Consider the following 16,089-nt stretch of genomic DNA (forward strand, 5'->3'; position numbering starts at 1 on the left):
AGCCCCTCTGCAAATTATTTAAAACAACTATAGTTTACGCCGCAAGAATTGCCGCAAGCTTTCCTATGGAAATCCCATACCACTTTTGCATTCTCAACAATTCACCTTCGAGAGCTAGCGTATCTGGGAAATCGCAGCTATAGCCCAGTTCCCGCAATGCAGCAACGATCGCACTGGGAGAAATCCACCATTGCTGGGCTAAATCTAAGAGATTGAGAGTATTCAGATTCTCGATATCAAGGGATTGGATCTTAGCGCGAAATTCTTCAATCGAAGGTATAGATGGGATATGAGAACCGAGATAAATGAAATTGGGTTTAGAGATCGCAATTAGCCATAGCAAATGCGTAAAGGATGGCGGCAAAGTCCATAGGACAACCGCTTGATAGTCCCGATCGCGTATGGGGCGATCGCAATCGACATCACCCTGAAACTTATCGGCAGGGCGATCGCAACCATAGAGTAATAATGGTCTGGATAGGGGGCGCGGGGCTTCACTCAGTTTTTGCCATTGGGGAAACTTGGTAATCGCAGGCGCAGTTTTGTATTGCAACGGAATCTGTTGGGCGGAATTCGGAGAACTTTCCATTACATCACTTGCCTCGCGAATACCGACGATTTCTAATTCTACGGAAGTTGTATCTTGCCATTGATTTGCCCGTAGTTTGTAAGCGATATCTACACGATCAGGAATCGGACAATATTCTCCCCACCGCCATGCGATCGCTTTAATCTTGCCATTACCTGTATCCAGTTCTAGGGATAGATGTTTGACTTTATCCTTACCGCGAGTTTGTTGAGCAAGTACCCGCACATTTTCGCTATAAAACACTGGATCAGGATTGCCGATGCCACAGGGCTGAAGGCGATCGCAGGTTTGTAACAATGTCATCGAGATATCGCTGAGATCGGCTCGCACATCGACATTGATCAGCGGCATGATATGGCTAGGCAAAATATTTTCGCGATCGGCAAATTCCCTCAACTCACTTCGCAACTTCTCCATATTTGCCGCAGGTAGGGTAAAGCCTCCCGCCGCCTTATGTCCACCACCTTTATTCCGAATATTGGCAATATATTCAAGGGAATGGAAGACATGGAACTCAGGAATGCCCCTCACTGAGAAGCGAACAGTCGCATCTTGATGTTTGGCTTCTAAATCACCCTCTTGTTCATGAGCATCTTCATAGCTACCAATAAACACAGGTGCACCATAACGTTCTACTAAACGGGAGGCAACAATACCAATTACGCCATGATGCCATCCCTTAACCCCAATCACTTTCCCATTGTCAGAGGGATGAGGATTTACATCTTCTTCAATCTTAGATTCAGAACTCTTAGAAGTTACTTTCTTTCGTTTAGCCACAGTCTTTTTTCCCGATCCTGCGGGAGAGGGGCTAGGGGTGAGGGCAGTTTGTACCTCGCGATCCACTATTACCAAAACTCGCTCTTGAGTAATGTCAAAACCTTCAGACTTCCGTTTTCGCATATAGGCGATCGCTTCTTCTTCGATTTCTTGACAAAGAGCTTGACGCTTACGATTAGTTGCCTCACATTCTTGCGCCAAAGTAATTGCCTGCCCCATCTCATCACAGGTCAGCAGATCGATGACGGTTTGCGGATTGCCGATCCGACCGATCGCATTAATACGGGGTCCCAAACCAAAACCAATCGCTTCAGGTTTTAATCCCGTTTGTTTATCTTTGGCAATTCCCGTTTCGTTAATTAGCGCGATAATGCCAATTACTTTTGATTGTGAAAGTAAGCGTAACCCTTTTTTGACGAGGCGGCGATTGATGCCTGTTAGCGAGGCAAGGTCAGCGATCGTACCAAGGGTAAATAATTCTAGTAACGGATTTTCTAATTCGGCACGTTTACCAAAGCGATCGCTTAATTCCAATGCCAACACATAGGCAACACCAACACCAGCGATCGCTGCGTAGGGAGAATTGGGATCAACTTGGTATTTCGGATTAAGGATTGCCGTTGCAGGGGGGATTTTGTTAGGGTCTTCGGGGACTTCGTGGTGATCGGTGACAATTACAGAAATATTTAAGGACTTTGCTAAAGCGATCGCATCGTAAGCAGCGATGCCATTGTCAACAGTAATAATTAATTTCACATGACGTTCGTGACAATCTCGGACAATGCGTGGATTGATCCCATAGCCCTCGGTCATCCGACTAGGAATTTCATATTCCACATTTGCACCTAATAAGCGCAGAGTGCGAATCAGTAAAGCCGTACTAGTCATACCATCAACATCATAATCACCACAGATGGTAATGCGATCGCCATTTTTAATCGCCTGCTCAATTTGATCAATACTCACCACTAAGTCAGGGAATTCCTGTTTAGGATCTGGTAACTCCTCTAAATCAGGGTCAAGGAATATCCTCGCAGCTTCAGGAGTATTAATGCCACGATTTAGTAAAACCTGCGCGATTATGGGAGAAAGTCCTGTGGCATTAGCGATCGCTTCTGATAAATCTGTCTGTGGTGCGGAAATCTGCCATCGTTGTTGAGGTAAACTCATGAGAACAATAATATAATTGTTAAGAATGTCTTAAAATCCGTTGCGAGTCCGACAACTAATGAGGACTATTCCAACATTACCTGAATCAACCCTCCAACTCCTACTATTTATTGACGATCGCCCCAAGGCAAAGGATTTAGTCAAGGAAGTAGAGGAGTTTTTGCAACGAGAAAAAGCTTGTCCATCGGAATTACAAATCATCAATGTCGCAGGGCAACCACAATTAGCAGAGCTATTTAAAGTGGTCATGTCTCCTGCATTGCTTAAGCTATCACCTTTACCTCGACAAACGATCGCTGGCAAAAACCTCATTAAGCAACTAGAAAACTGTTGGGATACATGGAAACAACAGGTACTAGAACAATCCACCCATAATTATCCACCTGAGCTATCCCAAAATATTGAATATATGACTGAATTAGCGCATTTGGCGGATGATGTCTTTCGATTGTCACAGGAAAAATCCGAAATCGAGGAGCAACTGCGCTTTAAGGATCGCGTCCTTGGCATGTTGGCGCATGATTTACGCAATCCTTTAACGGCAATTTTATTAGCGATCGATACGATCGAAAAAAGTGGCGACAAGATCGAGCCACAAATGGTGTCACGTTTACTCAAACATGCCCGTAATAAAGCGAGGGATGCGGACAATCTCATTACTGATATTCTCGAGGCAGGAAGGGGGGCTAACGCACAGTTTCGGACTCAACGCCAAAAAATTCAATTTGATCAACTTTGTCACAGTGTCATCAGCGATTTCTATTTCAATAAATGTTTGGAGGGGAAAATGCAAAAGCTTATTAAGGACATCCCCACCGATCTCCCACCTGTCTATATCGATCAAGAAAAGATTCGACAGGTTTTAATCAATCTTTTAGGTAACGCCACTAAATACACTCCCGAAGGCGGCAAAATTGAGATCACGGTAATGCATCGGACTGCTCAAAAAATTGAAGTTAGTATTACTGATAACGGGCCAGGGATTCCTGCGGAATTGCGTGATCGCGTATTTGAGGAGCGCTATCGCCTTGAGCGTGATGGGGAGGCTGAGGGTTATGGTATTGGTCTATCGCTCTGTCGTCGGATTATTACTGCCCATTATGGTCATATCTGGGTCGATGATGCGATCGGCAAAAAAGGCAGTTGTTTCCGCTTTACCCTACCTGTCTACTAAAATTTACGGCGCTTTGCGCCCAAACCAAGAGATGTTTTGAAAGTGTGGCAAAGCCACACCTTCAAAACATCTCTTACGGTTCAATGCCTAGCTCTCTCAAACGTTGTAGTAAATATTCGGCACGCTGTTCCGCAGATTCGGCACGTTGCTCAGCAGATTCAGCGCGTTGCTCAGCAGATTCAGCGCGTTGCTCAACTGAAGCTATCTCTTGCTTAGCTATCTCTAAGCTCTCAGCATCCGTAGGTATCCAGTTTCCCTCTGAGTCATACCAACGTAGCCACAATCGATCAATACCACGATATTCACCTTCCCAAATCCCTAAGCCTAGCTCAATTTCAGGTATCCAGATTTTCGACTCAGTTAACGGCATTTCTACATAATGTCCCGATCGCAGTGTAAATACACGCAACTGATTGGTATAGCGACTAAACACCAAATAATAGGGAATCCGCAAAATCTGCTCATAAACTTTCCACTTAGAGGGTGGCTTTTCGACTTGGGAATTAGCCCCATTGCGATCGCTGATTTCCAGTTCCCCTAAATCTTCTTTTTCGGTACTTGGTGATAAGAGTTCTACGACAATGCTAGGACTGACTCCCTCTTGCCAAATCACATAACTCAAGCGCAAATCATGACCATCATAAAGTCTTGGCACACCCAAAACGGCAAACCAGTCAGGGCGCTTATGCCAATTTTGATGATGGACATCGTAGTAGAGATTGAGATCGCTAGCCGTAAACACAATATCTTCAGGATAGTTGGCTGGGCGAAAAGTCAATCCTAATAGTTCGGGCTGAAAGTCATGAAATTGATCGGGCAAACCAGACTCCTCTGGATCTTCACTAGGCAAATCGTACATTGTCGGTAGGGTTTCCCTAGGCGACAGGGGTGGATCACTTTGTTCGGCGGGGTACTTGAGTCGAAACATACATTTATCTATGTCGATATCTATGTCGAGCTAGCATCAATCTTACCAATTTAAATTTGCGGATGCGGTAATCACAATGGGGTGTAGCCAGCGAAATAGCACAACGGTGATGGCGACACCAATATAGGCAGGACGAATAAATTCTTTTAAAACTAATTGTTGGCGACCTTGGGAGATCGCCAGAAATGGCACAACGGAAGTCCGTTCCTTGAGCGCCAGAAATGCATCCCCATGACGCTTAAATAAACGATGATCGCCATGCCAAACTGCAAAGGAATGGTAACTAACTAAGGCGATCGCTGTGGTCAGGGCAAAGGAAGTACCCAGCCAGAGCGTATGGGCTATACACCAGAGCGTCATGCCAATTAGCTGGGGATGGCGGCTGATGCGCGTGATCCCCGTCTCAAATAAATGCACCTGTGGCTTTTGGATCGCCGCAACTTCGCCTAGATTGAATGTCGCGGGATAGAGGAATAAAAAGGCGATCGCCGATAAACCTAAAACAAATTCATGAATTCCTGTAACGCCCTGTAAATTCCACAACTGCACCCCGTCATAGCGATGGTTGAAGTAAAAAATAAAGAGGACGACCGCAAGGGGAATACTGACCAAAGCAAACAAAACTCGATATAGCCTCTCTCCAATCTTTGATTCCGCCCAAATCCGTAATGCGGCAAGCCCACTATGGGTGATCGCAAAGGTCAAAATCAAGCCCAGCATTACAAAATGAGTGAAATAGGTTGAGAAGAAACTACTAAGAGAGGTCATGTTAACTAATTACGAAAATAGATCTAAAAAAGCGAAGGTAGCGTAATAAATTTTAACTTTTATTGCAGCTAGCCATACTTTAGTTTGAAGCGCAAAATGGCAAGATTCAAAATTAGCGTGATCCCGTTAGCAATATAGATGGGTGCAGCATTCACCAATAGTCCATAAATTAGCCAGAGCGTGATCCCCGCAATGAAAGTAATTAACATGGGCAAGGAAATATCCTTAGTCGATCGCGATCGCCATACTTGGATTACTTGAGGCAAAAAGGCAAAGGTCGTCAGAGATGCAGCCGTAAATCCAAGAATATTGGTAAAGTCCATAGGTTACATAAATAGGCTAATTTGAGGATATATCCCCAATGGAGAGTGGCGGCGCTTTGCGCCGCCACTCTCCATTGGGTTTTATAGCAAAATATCCTTAGATTAGAATTTAAACACATGAACCAACGCATCATCGGCATCACAGGAGGCATTGCCACAGGTAAAACCACGGTTTCCAATTATCTGCATGATACCTATGGCTTACCAATTCTGGATGCGGATATTTATGCTAGACAAGCTTTAACAGGTGATCGCCTCGCAAAACTTAGCGATCGCTATGGCAAGTTAATCCTTGATGAGCAAGGCAACCTTGATCGCCGCAAGTTAGGTGCGATCGTGTTTGAGAGTGTAAGCGAGCGGAAGTGGCTCGAAGCCTTAATTCATCCCTATGTCCAAGAATGCCTGATTAATGAAGCCAATCGCCTCGCACCATCAACTGTCGTCATGGTAATTCCCCTGCTATTTGAATCGAAAATGGAGGATTTAGTGACTGAAACTTGGGCGATCGCTTGTGATCCCCAACAACAGCTAAAAAGACTAATGAATCGCAATCATTTATTAGAATCCGAAGCAAAACAAAGAATTTCTAGTCAAATGTCCCAATCGGAAAAAATCGAACTTGCCGATGTGGTAATCGTTAATTCTGACAATACCGAAGAATTATTCTTTCAAGTTGACAATGCTCTGTTTAACTCTCAACTTGGCGTACATTTTCGTATCTGTGATCCAGCTGCTTGATGCACTTGTACAAGAGCGCATCAAGCAACCTATCCTTATCTTTTAGTAGCCCATTCCCGCACTTGGCGGATTAATGCATTCTCTTTGAGCGTATTTTTCAGTTCTAAAAAACTCTGGATATCACTAGTTTTTAATACAGCAAAAGCAAGACTGCGATCGCCCAAAATATAGCGATCCCCGACTAGATGATGAATAGTTATCGTCTGACCGTCATAACGCCATACCTCAGGCACACCTAATTGAGCATAGATAGCAAAACGATTTAACGAACTACTTGTAATATCAATTTCGATCGCTAGATCTGGTGGCGGATCAATCTGTAAATCGATCTGATCTTTACCCCAAACCTGTGACTCATTTTGGATGTAATAGCACTGATCGGGTTCTAGACCTCTGGCTAGATCCTCACGATCACAGGTCATCGAACCCAAGCTACAAATCTCTAAATCTAGAGACTCAGTTAACGCCTCAACAATTCTGCCTAAAAGCTTCTTATAACTTTCATGTAGTTCCGATGGCATCCTTATTTCTAACAGTCCTTGGTCATAGGTAAGTCTCTTGTTAGGCTGTGACTCCAAATCACAGGCGATCGCCCGATACGTCTCCCATCGAATTGATGGCAACAATATCTTGTTACTGATGCGATCGCTGGATTTAGTTAGAGTTACCGTCATGACACCTTCATGTTATTGCTGAGGCTTTTCGGGAGTTGTCGCAGGTAAATTCAGGGGAATGGGCTTAGCATCAGGAACATTCTTGGTCGATGGAGCAACCTGTGGGGCTGGGGCAATTACGGCTGATGGCGCTGTAAACCAACCGCCACTCAGGACAACAGTTAAGCCTAAAAATGCTGCTGTCAAAAACCAAGTCACTCGATTGAGAGTTGTTTCTGCACTCTTGGTACTTGAAAACAGTTGCGCCTGACCACTAAAGCCACCTAGACCATCACTCTTAGGGCTATGCAATAAAATTAAAACTACTAGGCATACTGCAACTACTGCCCAAATTGCTTTCAAGGTTCCGTACATTTTAGATATTTTTCTTTAAGTATTTTTCTATAAACAGCTTAACGCATCAGCAATTACATTAGAAACATATAGCCATCCTAAGTTATCTAGCTTCGACTTCGCTCAGCTAACGTTGACTGAGCGGAGTCGAAGCCACAGGTACTTTCATTAATAGCAAGTCCCTAAGTGGATAACTCTTGCACTTAAGCAAATTGTTGACCTAATTCGATGGGATTATGCACAGTGATGCGTTTTTTGGAAATAGCGATCATCTTTTGTTTGCGTAAGTCTCCGAGTAGTCTGGTAACAGTTACTCTGGTTGAGCCGATCGCTTCAGCGATCGCCTGATGAGAAAGCTTTAAATCAATCGTTACACCATCTGAAGAAGGCGTACCAAAGTCGCGACAGAGAATCAATAAAAAGCTCACTAATCTTGATCCCATATCACGGTGAGCCAGCGTCTCGATCATCATCTCCGTCTGCAAAATCCGTGATGATAAACCACGCAATAGCACCATCGGCAATTCAGGATCTTCTTTGAGCGCCTTCTCGACTTGATCAATTGGCACAGAGAGCAACTCCACAGGCGTAAAGGCAACCGCATGATAAAAGCGATCGGAGCGATTACCAGTAATCAAGGACAAAACACCAAACACGCTATTTTCGCGCAGTAGAGCAACGGTAATTTCTTCACCTGCTTCGTAAACTCTCGAAAGTTTGACTGCGCCTTTAACTAAAAAGTAAAAACGCTCCGCAGGATCACCAGGAAAGAAAATTGTCTTACCGCGTTCAAACGTTTCTGTCATGGGTGGAAACATTCCCCCATTCATTTCGCGAAAGACTTCAACAAGAGCACGGTCAGCCAATCTTATACACCCTCTTTAACCGAAAATAAAAAATAAAACAAAGCAAAGTACAAGTAATCGTTTGAGCGTTTACCCGAATAATGGCAAGCATCGCCTTGAGGCTAAATGACCACCATCTCTATACCTCACCAGCCACATCTAAAGAGTTGGTATGGTTTACAGGAAAGTATGCCAGCGCACAATCAATTTAAGTTGTTTATGTTAGCTTTCATATAACTTGGAAGTAGGCGTTATTAAAAAGCTAGTCTGTGCATATAGCCTAAGAATCTATCCTTTGAAAATATTCCATAAAAGCTAAAGAGAAATAGTTAGATTTATTCCTAGCCTTTTTAGAATTCATCAAGACATAGATTTAATCTAGACAAAATATCTAAATTAACAAACGGTTATTTCCACTTAAACTCACTACATCATTGTAGTTTGTATCATGGTGCACATTTTCTTCGATTAAATATAATTCCGAAATGCAAACTGTCCTGATAGAGCCATACCAGAGATAATTTTAGGGCGATCGCTACCTAAACATGCTACTTACAGAAGTATCTTCATGGACACGCCAAATCGTTTCACCCAATAGATCAGCAACTGACAAAACCCGTAATTGGGGGAAATAGTTTTCTTGCCTTACAGGGGTGGAGTTAGTCACAATGACTTCTTCAAATACACCACTAGATAGGCGATCAACTGCTGGTGGCGAAAAAATTGCATGGGTAGCACAGGCATAAACTTGTCTAGCCCCCTCTTTTCTAAGCAGCTTAGCTGCTTCATAAATGGTTCCTGCGGTATCGATCATGTCATCGACTAGTACAGCAGTTTTACCCGAAACATCCCCAATCACATTCATCACTTCAGCTACGTTGTGAGTCTGGCGACGTTTATCAATGATAGCTAAAGGAGCATCATTGAGTTTTTTCGCAAAGGCGCGAGCACGAGCTACGCCCCCCACATCGGGCGAAACCACCACTAAGTCGGGAAGTTTCTTTTCGCTGAGATAGTCTAATAAAACGGGAGCACCATAGACATGATCGCAGGGAATATCGAAATATCCCTGAATCTGTGCTGAGTGTAAATCCATCGCAATGACGCGATCAGCGCCAGATTGCACGATCAAGTTAGCAACTAGTTTTGCGGTGATAGATTCACGTCCTGCGGTTTTGCGATCGGCGCGGGCATAGCCGTAATAGGGCATCACTGCGGTAATTTGCCTTGCCGATGCACGACGGCAGGCATCAATCATGATCAACAATTCAGTCAAATGGTCATTAACAGGGCGACAGGTAGGTTGGAGCAAATAAACATCACAACCCCGAATCGATTCCTGTACTTGCACATAGACTTCCCCATCGGCGAAATTTTTTCGCACCATAGGCCCGAGTTCTATACCTAAATAACGGGAAATCTCTTGGGCAAGTGGCAAGTTTGCCGAGCCAGCAAACAGCCTCAGTCGATCTTCACCACTATTAAGAGAGGGTAATCTGTGAAGTCCGTGCCTAGTAGTCGTTAAGTGTGTCACTGCAATTTATTGGGAGGTAACATAGCCATATACTTATTGTCACGCCTAATCCGCTATTCTCAGCATCTATTTACGATTAAATTAGATTATTTTTTGCAGATTGCGATCGCATATGAATATAAAAGACGATGTCAAGCCACGTCTTTTCATAATTATGGTCAGAATTGGGATTGCTGAATTATGTATTATGTGAGGCTTTGCTCTGCGTAGCTCAACACAACCCATTAAGGTTTCTATTTTGGTGGGCGACGACGCTGCAAAAAGTCGGGAATGTCTAATCCTGGTTTACTGATCTTGATTTCCGATTGCGAAGTGCTTTGCGATGTACTAGGCGGAGGTGCTGAAGCCGATTTTGAAGAAGATGTAGAGGTTAGAGACTGTGGCGATCGCTTAGAAATTTGTGGCGGGATCGCAGGATGCGTCTTTGGAGCAAACCCCGTTGCGATTACGGTAATTCTAATTTCACCATCAAGCTTAGGATCAATTACCGCACCAAAAATAATATTGGCATTTTGATCGACGACCTCATATATGGTCTCAGCAGCAGCATTAACCTCATGGAGGGTCATATCTTCGCCACCTGTGATGTTAAAGACAACGCCACTGGCTCCTTCAACCGATGTTTCCAATAATGGCGACGAAATAGCAGTCATCGCGGCTTCTCTAGCTCTGGACTTGCCTGAACCAATGCCAATACCCATCATTGCTGAGCCTGCATCTGCCATGACTGCCCGAATATCTGCAAAGTCCACATTAACCAGTCCGGGGATCATGATTATATCGGAAATGCCCTGTACACCTTGACGCAAGATGTCATCTGCAACCCGAAAAGCCTCTTGGACAGGGGTTTGCTCTGAGATCACAGACAATAATTTGTCATTGGGGATCACAATGAGTGTATCGACACGACTCTGTAAGCCAGCAATCCCTTCTTCAGCCTGTTGTCCACGTCTTCTACCTTCAAAGGTAAAGGGACGAGTGACAATCCCTACGGTCAATGCACCTGCTTCTTTAGCTACCTCGGCAATAATTGGTGCGGCTCCAGTACCCGTGCCACCACCCATACCTGCGGTAATAAATACTAAATCGGCTCCTTCAACGGCAGCAGCGATGTCATCACGGGACTCTTCGGCAGCTTTTTGACCGATCGCAGGGTTGCCACCAGCACCTAAACCTCTGGTCAGCTTTTGCCCCATTTGGAAGCGTTTAGAGGCGGAAGATTGTAGAAGTGCCTGAGCATCGGTATTAAATGACCAAAACTCTACGCCAACTACATCGCTCGCAATCATGCGATTTACAGCGTTGCCGCCGCCACCACCAACACCAATTACTTTAATTTTTGCAACACTGCCCAACATGATATTATCCGCTTTTGCATCAACGCCTAACTGCTGCTTCATACGATTGTGAGAGTGACTTAGATTTGATCTAGAGTTATTTGAAAACTCAGAAAGTTCATCCATTTCCACGTCTACTTCTCCGTTTTCTGAACCATTTGAGTCCAAATCTGACCAGTCGTTTTGAGATGTCATTTATCGAGGGATGTCATAAATAGAATCGTTTTTACTGATGCTCTCTAGATTTCGCTAAGCTTAAACCCCTTTCGAGCTAGAAGTCCGATTTATAATTTAAACCTAACTGAAAAAAATAATAATAGCCTTAAAACGGCTAATTAAGATTTTGTTTCCGAAGATTTATCCTTAGATGGGATATTCATTTCTAAAATCGGGGTAGTAGGTTGGCTTAAATCAATATAGTTAAAACTCTTAGATTTTAACTGGTCAGGTAATGTTCTAAGCCGATCAAGTGTCTCTAACTGTGTGCTAAATAGTGAGGGCTTGTATGTGCCAAAATATACCAACCCTAGCTCTGTATTTAAAATTAGATTTGATTCATCCCTGATATCCACTTGCGATATTTTGACCTGACTTTGGCTAACTTGTCGATACAAAGTTGACCATTGGGCAAATATCCGATTAGTTGGCTCCAGAACTGTAAGATTTGGCTTAGTGATATTAGATGGATAAGCCTTAGCAGCCGTCCAAACTCCCTCAGCGTCTAGAAAGCCTTGCTGATTATTGCGTGTGGAGTTAGCGATCGGCAGACGTTCTTGGACTTGGATAGTTAACTTTGACGGGAAAATAGTACGAGATACTGAAACCTTAGAAACGGGAGCTGACGCTTCTAACTGAGAGGCGATCACCTGTGGCTGAATCTGAAAAATTGATTGTGGGTATTGAACTGACAGGGATTTTTTAATAGTTTCTTTAGAGAGCAATTTATTACCCTCTATTTCAATCTGATTTGAGCTACGCAATTGCCATTCTGGCAGCATGGCAACCCACAACATCCCACCTGTAAGCCCTGTGATAAATACTAATTGCCAAATACGTTGAAAAATGCGAAGGCGGCGTTGTTTTCGCAGTTGTTTGCGGCGAGCCACATAGTCTGCCTCTCCATTGGAGATCGGGAATTCAAGCGTCATCTTTGCCCTTACCTACTTGTGTTGCTAGGAGTCAGATGATGGGCTACTAGCAAATTGCCGTTCCAGCATAGCAATGATTTCTTCTCGTTGGGTAGAAATAGCTAATGGGTCTTTGGTATTAGGGCGTAGAAACATGACTTGATCATTATGATCAGATACTTGTTTCTTAGACATTAAAGACTGGATAGCTTTAACAAAGAATATACCTGCACTAATTACTAAAAGTACAGATATCGATATGTAGATGATTGCTGCGATCGCCATATCTATTATGTTCAAATAAAAATGTTGATATCACAATAGATGAGGGAGTTAGGTTTTTCAATCAGAATTACGAAAATGTATAGATTTGCTTTGCAAAGCTTCACATAATAAGCATCTAAAAAGGCGCTTCGCCTTTTTAGATGCTTATAGGTACGGAGAACGCGACAACATCTGGAGACTGGCTTGACATTGGATTCGATATAATCAGATTTAGTTAATACTCAGTAACATTTAGTAATATTCAGGAGCTTTGCAAGATATGCACGAGCAGGGAACGATCAGCATTCATACCGAGAATATCTTTCCCATTATCAAGAAGGCTTTATATTCAGAACGTGATATCTTCTTGCGGGAGTTGATTTCTAATGCTGTTGATGCAATTAGCAAACTCAAGATGGTGTCCTATGCGGGCGAGACTACGCATTCTGCTGATCCCGAAATTGTAGTCACAATTGATAAAGACAAAAAGACGCTCGCGATCGCCGATACAGGCATCGGCATGACGGCAGATGAAGTTAAAAAATATATTAACCAAGTTGCTTTTTCCAGCGCTCAAGAATTTGCCACAAAGTACGCTAATAGCGGTGCTGGCGACCAACAAATTATTGGTAATTTCGGGTTAGGTTTCTATTCGTCATTTATGGTGGCGAGTAATGTCGAAATTGACACTCGTTCCTACAAAGAGGGTGCTGAAGCCGTACATTGGTCTTGCGATGGCTCAACGACCTTTACCCTTGATAGTAGCGATCGCGCCAATGTGGGTACAACGATCACGCTCACTTTGCAAGAAGACGCTGAAGAGTACTTAAATGAATTTGAAATCAAGCGGATGATTCGCAACTATTGCGACTTCATGCCCGTGCCGATCAAGCTCAATGATGAAGTCATCAACAAGCAAACTGCTTTGTGGGATAAATCACCCAAGTCAGTTACCAATGAAGAATATCTAGAATTCTATCGTTATCTCTATCCTTACCAAGATGATCCTCTGTTCTGGATTCATTTGAATACAGATTATCCCTTTGTAATTAAGGGCATTCTCTATTTCCCCAAGATGAAGGCGGATATCGACCCCAATCGTGGACAAATCAAGCTATTCTGCAATCACGTTTTTGTCAGTGACAATTGCGACGATGTGATTCCCAAGTTTTTGATGCCTTTGCGTGGGGCGATCGATAGTACCGATATTCCTCTGAATGTGTCGCGTAGTTTCTTGCAAGGCGATCCCAAGGTTCGCAAGATTCAAGACTTTATTGCCAAGAAAGTAGGCGATCGCTTGACCTCTCTATATAGTGACTCTCGCGAAGAGTTCTTGAAGTGTTGGCAAGATATCAGCATCTTCATGAAGTTTGGTTCGATGAATAGTGATAAGTTCTACCAACAGGTCAAGGAAATCCTAGTCTATCCCACCACTAGCGAAGATGAGAAAGTCAAGAGTGAAAGCGGCAACTACACTACTCTCCAAGAGTATCTAGAGCGCAATAAGGCGGAACATGAAAACCAAGTGTTCTATACTTCTGACCCCATTGCTCAAGGGACTTATGTAGAACTTCATAAAAACCAAGGTATTGAAGTGCTTACCTTTGATTCCTTTATTGATAGTCACTTCATCAACTTCCTTGAACGCGAATTTAAGGATATTAAGTTTGCGCGTGTGGATGCAGAAATCGACGATCGCCTCGTTGATAAGGAATCAAAAACGGAAATCGTCGATCCTAAGACCAACAAAACCAAGAGCGATCATCTCCAAGATATCTTCCGTGCGGCTCTGAATAAGCCCAAACTCACAATTCGTACTGAGGCAATCAAGGCTGAAGATGCGGCTTCAGCACCACCTGCGATTATTCTCTTGCCTGAATTTGCTCGTCGGATGCAGGAGATGACTGCTGTACTGCAACAGGGTTCAGTTAGCTTCCCAGAAGACCATATCTTGTTGGTAAATACTTCTCATCCTTTGATGGAAAAGTTGATCAGTTTAGATGCCAGTCAAATTCTTGTTGATGGTAAATCAGAATCGGCAAATCTAGCGAATTTGATTTGTAATCATGTCTATGACTTAGCCTTGATGGCGCAAAAGAGCTTTGATGCTGACAGCATGAAGGGCTTCTTGCAGCGTTCTAATCAGTTGCTAACTACGTTGACTAGCAAAATCTAAGCTCAACAAGGCGGCTCAAAAAGCCGCCTTTAGTTTCTTAAGTAAAGTGAATGCTAAGCTATGAGTGATACTCATTAGCCATAAAACCAATGTTTACTGAAGTTCAAATCGAGAACTACAAGTCTATCCAAAGTCTCAAGATTGGTTTGGGGCGGGTTAATGTGTTTATTGGTGAGAATGGTTGCGGGAAGAGCAATATTTTAGAAGCGATCGCTTTAGCTGGTGCAGCCGCCGCCGATAAATTAGATAATGAATTTCTTTACTCTAGGGGAATTAGAGTTACTGAACCAGAATTTATGCGATCGGCTTTTGACAAAGAAAATACTACAAAAGAAATCACAATAAATTTTAAAGAAACAGACAAAGTAAATGATGAAGAAATAGCACTTAACTTCATGATAAATCATGACAATCAACCTTATTCTAAATGGAAAAAGTTTGATTTATTTGAGCATAAAAACGAAATGGAAGATGTTTTCAGAAAACAAAAAGGTGAGAACTTATCAGATTTTATTGCAAGACGTACTCAAGAACTACTTACAGAACACTATAATGATTTAAGAAAGACATTTGAAAATATACCACCTGAATTATTGTTTGATGAAATAGCAAAAGGTTTCAAAACAGCTATTTTATTCCAAGTATCACAAGATTTACAAAAAAACAGTTTTGATTTGATGAGTTTTATAATATACTCACCAGAAAATTCTTTGTTACGGAATTTTATAGAAGAGGGACAAGTTCAACCACTAGGTACTAAGGGTGAAGGGTTGCTTAAACTATTAAGGGTTTTAAGCGATAGCCCAGATAAAATAAAAGAAATCAAACAAAGACTTGAATTAATAGACTGGTTTGATGATTTTAAAATGTCTGTTGATTCTGAACTAGAAAGAAACGTTCAAATTAAAGATCGATATTTAGATAAAGAATTGCCTTACTTTAATCAAAGAAGCTCTAATGAAGGCTTTTTGTTTTTGATGTTTTACTTTGCATTGTTTGTCAGCGATGATACACCAAAATTCTTTGCAATTGACAACATCGAAAATGCACTCAATCCTAAACTATGCACAAGACTAATCCAAGAATTAGTAGAGCTTGCAAAAAAATATGATAAACAAGTTATATTCACAACTCATAATCCTGCGGTCTTAGATGGATTAGATTTGACCGATGATGAGCAGCGTCTTTTTGTGATTTATCGAAATATGGATGGACATACCAAAGCTAGACAAATTGCTCCTCTAGAACCTTTAGAGGATGATGAGATCGTGCCTTTATCAGAAGCTTTTATAAATGGTTATATTGGCGGACTACCGAAAAATTTTTAAT

At 42.6% G+C, this 16,089-nt stretch carries 15 protein-coding genes; 4 read left to right on the forward strand and 11 right to left on the reverse strand.

Going from position 1 to position 16,089, the window contains the following annotated elements; translation table 11 throughout:
* Positions 1–34: 34 nt before the first annotated feature.
* A complete protein-coding gene (locus tag HC246_RS25785; RefSeq protein ID WP_225902911.1) occupies positions 35–2,539 on the reverse strand; it encodes a single-stranded-DNA-specific exonuclease RecJ in 2,505 nt (834 codons plus the stop codon).
* A 58-nt stretch (positions 2,540–2,597) separates the two neighbouring features.
* On the opposite strand from HC246_RS25785, the gene HC246_RS04760 reads away from it, so the two are divergent.
* Positions 2,598–3,713: a histidine kinase gene (locus tag HC246_RS04760; protein ID WP_169362395.1), complete on the forward strand. Its 1,116-nt coding sequence runs from the start codon at positions 2,598–2,600 to the stop codon at positions 3,711–3,713.
* 73 nt (positions 3,714–3,786) lie between these two features.
* Here HC246_RS04760 and HC246_RS04765 read toward each other — a convergent pair whose 3' ends face one another.
* The 3 genes from HC246_RS04765 to HC246_RS04775 all read right to left on the reverse strand — a co-directional run bounded on the left by HC246_RS04765 (position 3,787) and on the right by HC246_RS04775 (position 5,732).
* Complete coding sequence (locus tag HC246_RS04765; RefSeq protein WP_169362396.1) at positions 3,787–4,641, reverse strand: Uma2 family endonuclease; 855 nt, start codon at positions 4,639–4,641, stop codon at positions 3,787–3,789.
* Between the two features lie 42 nt (positions 4,642–4,683).
* Positions 4,684–5,409: an NnrU family protein gene (locus tag HC246_RS04770; protein ID WP_225902912.1), complete on the reverse strand. Its 726-nt coding sequence runs from the start codon at positions 5,407–5,409 to the stop codon at positions 4,684–4,686.
* A gap of 68 nt (positions 5,410–5,477) precedes the next feature.
* Positions 5,478–5,732, reverse strand: a complete 255-nt coding sequence (locus HC246_RS04775) for a SemiSWEET transporter (protein WP_169362397.1) — start codon at positions 5,730–5,732, stop codon at positions 5,478–5,480.
* A gap of 117 nt (positions 5,733–5,849) precedes the next feature.
* Here HC246_RS04775 and coaE point away from each other — a divergent pair, with 117 nt between their 5' ends.
* The gene (coaE, locus tag HC246_RS04780) at positions 5,850–6,470 is read left to right on the forward strand and encodes a dephospho-CoA kinase (RefSeq protein ID WP_169362398.1); all 621 of its coding nucleotides are present in this window, start codon (positions 5,850–5,852) and stop codon (positions 6,468–6,470) included.
* A 35-nt stretch (positions 6,471–6,505) separates the two neighbouring features.
* On the opposite strand, the gene HC246_RS04785 is transcribed toward coaE, so the two are convergent.
* The 7 genes from HC246_RS04785 to HC246_RS04815 form a co-directional block, all read right to left on the reverse strand.
* Positions 6,506–7,144 (reverse strand): Uma2 family endonuclease, encoded by a 639-nt coding sequence (locus HC246_RS04785; protein ID WP_169362399.1) that lies wholly within the window; start codon positions 7,142–7,144, stop codon positions 6,506–6,508.
* Positions 7,145–7,156: 12 nt separating this feature from the next.
* Positions 7,157–7,498 (reverse strand): preprotein translocase subunit SecG, encoded by a 342-nt coding sequence (secG, locus tag HC246_RS04790; protein ID WP_169362400.1) that lies wholly within the window; start codon positions 7,496–7,498, stop codon positions 7,157–7,159.
* A gap of 182 nt (positions 7,499–7,680) precedes the next feature.
* Positions 7,681–8,307 carry a global nitrogen regulator NtcA gene (ntcA, locus tag HC246_RS04795; RefSeq protein ID WP_169364479.1) on the reverse strand — a complete coding sequence of 209 codons (627 nt, stop codon included), beginning with the start codon at positions 8,305–8,307 and terminating at the stop codon, positions 7,681–7,683.
* Positions 8,308–8,857: 550 nt separating this feature from the next.
* Positions 8,858–9,856 (reverse strand): ribose-phosphate pyrophosphokinase, encoded by a 999-nt coding sequence (locus HC246_RS04800; protein WP_169362401.1) that lies wholly within the window; start codon positions 9,854–9,856, stop codon positions 8,858–8,860.
* Positions 9,857–10,089: 233 nt separating this feature from the next.
* The gene (ftsZ, locus tag HC246_RS04805; RefSeq protein ID WP_318655903.1) at positions 10,090–11,256 is read right to left on the reverse strand and encodes a cell division protein FtsZ; all 1,167 of its coding nucleotides are present in this window, start codon (positions 11,254–11,256) and stop codon (positions 10,090–10,092) included.
* A 272-nt stretch (positions 11,257–11,528) separates the two neighbouring features.
* The gene (locus HC246_RS04810) at positions 11,529–12,341 is read right to left on the reverse strand and encodes a cell division protein FtsQ/DivIB (protein WP_169362403.1); all 813 of its coding nucleotides are present in this window, start codon (positions 12,339–12,341) and stop codon (positions 11,529–11,531) included.
* 24 nt (positions 12,342–12,365) lie between these two features.
* Positions 12,366–12,620, reverse strand: a complete 255-nt coding sequence (locus HC246_RS04815; protein ID WP_169362404.1) for a hypothetical protein — start codon at positions 12,618–12,620, stop codon at positions 12,366–12,368.
* Positions 12,621–12,864: 244 nt separating this feature from the next.
* On the opposite strand from HC246_RS04815, the gene htpG reads away from it, so the two are divergent.
* Together htpG and HC246_RS04825 are read left to right on the forward strand one after the other, a co-directional pair.
* The gene (gene htpG / locus HC246_RS04820; RefSeq protein ID WP_169364480.1) at positions 12,865–14,760 is read left to right on the forward strand and encodes a molecular chaperone HtpG; all 1,896 of its coding nucleotides are present in this window, start codon (positions 12,865–12,867) and stop codon (positions 14,758–14,760) included.
* A gap of 89 nt (positions 14,761–14,849) precedes the next feature.
* The gene (locus HC246_RS04825) at positions 14,850–16,088 is read left to right on the forward strand and encodes an AAA family ATPase (protein ID WP_169362405.1); all 1,239 of its coding nucleotides are present in this window, start codon (positions 14,850–14,852) and stop codon (positions 16,086–16,088) included.
* Position 16,089 lies beyond the last annotated feature (1 nt).

The sequence above is a fragment of the Pseudanabaena yagii GIHE-NHR1 genome, from assembly GCF_012863495.1.
In the GTDB taxonomy this organism is placed as follows: Bacteria; Cyanobacteriota; Cyanobacteriia; order Pseudanabaenales; family Pseudanabaenaceae; genus Pseudanabaena; species Pseudanabaena yagii.

What these genes read in the sequence shown, in the direction of transcription:
- ftsZ (WP_318655903.1), bottom strand. Translation starts at nt 11,256, where the DNA reads ATGAAGCAGCAGTTAGGCGTTGATGCAAAAGCGGATAATATCATGTTG.
- HC246_RS04810 (WP_169362403.1), bottom strand. Translation starts at nt 12,341, where the DNA reads ATGACGCTTGAATTCCCGATCTCCAATGGAGAGGCAGACTATGTGGCT.
- htpG (WP_169364480.1), top strand. Translation starts at nt 12,865, where the DNA reads ATGCACGAGCAGGGAACGATCAGCATTCATACCGAGAATATCTTTCCC.
- HC246_RS25785 (WP_225902911.1), bottom strand. Translation starts at nt 2,539, where the DNA reads ATGAGTTTACCTCAACAACGATGGCAGATTTCCGCACCACAGACAGAT.
- secG (WP_169362400.1), bottom strand. Translation starts at nt 7,498, where the DNA reads ATGTACGGAACCTTGAAAGCAATTTGGGCAGTAGTTGCAGTATGCCTA.
- HC246_RS04825 (WP_169362405.1), top strand. Translation starts at nt 14,850, where the DNA reads ATGTTTACTGAAGTTCAAATCGAGAACTACAAGTCTATCCAAAGTCTC.
- HC246_RS04785 (WP_169362399.1), bottom strand. Translation starts at nt 7,144, where the DNA reads ATGACGGTAACTCTAACTAAATCCAGCGATCGCATCAGTAACAAGATA.
- HC246_RS04770 (WP_225902912.1), bottom strand. Translation starts at nt 5,409, where the DNA reads ATGACCTCTCTTAGTAGTTTCTTCTCAACCTATTTCACTCATTTTGTA.
- HC246_RS04775 (WP_169362397.1), bottom strand. Translation starts at nt 5,732, where the DNA reads ATGGACTTTACCAATATTCTTGGATTTACGGCTGCATCTCTGACGACC.
- coaE (WP_169362398.1), top strand. Translation starts at nt 5,850, where the DNA reads ATGAACCAACGCATCATCGGCATCACAGGAGGCATTGCCACAGGTAAA.
- ntcA (WP_169364479.1), bottom strand. Translation starts at nt 8,307, where the DNA reads ATGAATGGGGGAATGTTTCCACCCATGACAGAAACGTTTGAACGCGGT.
- HC246_RS04760 (WP_169362395.1), top strand. Translation starts at nt 2,598, where the DNA reads ATGAGGACTATTCCAACATTACCTGAATCAACCCTCCAACTCCTACTA.
- HC246_RS04765 (WP_169362396.1), bottom strand. Translation starts at nt 4,641, where the DNA reads ATGTTTCGACTCAAGTACCCCGCCGAACAAAGTGATCCACCCCTGTCG.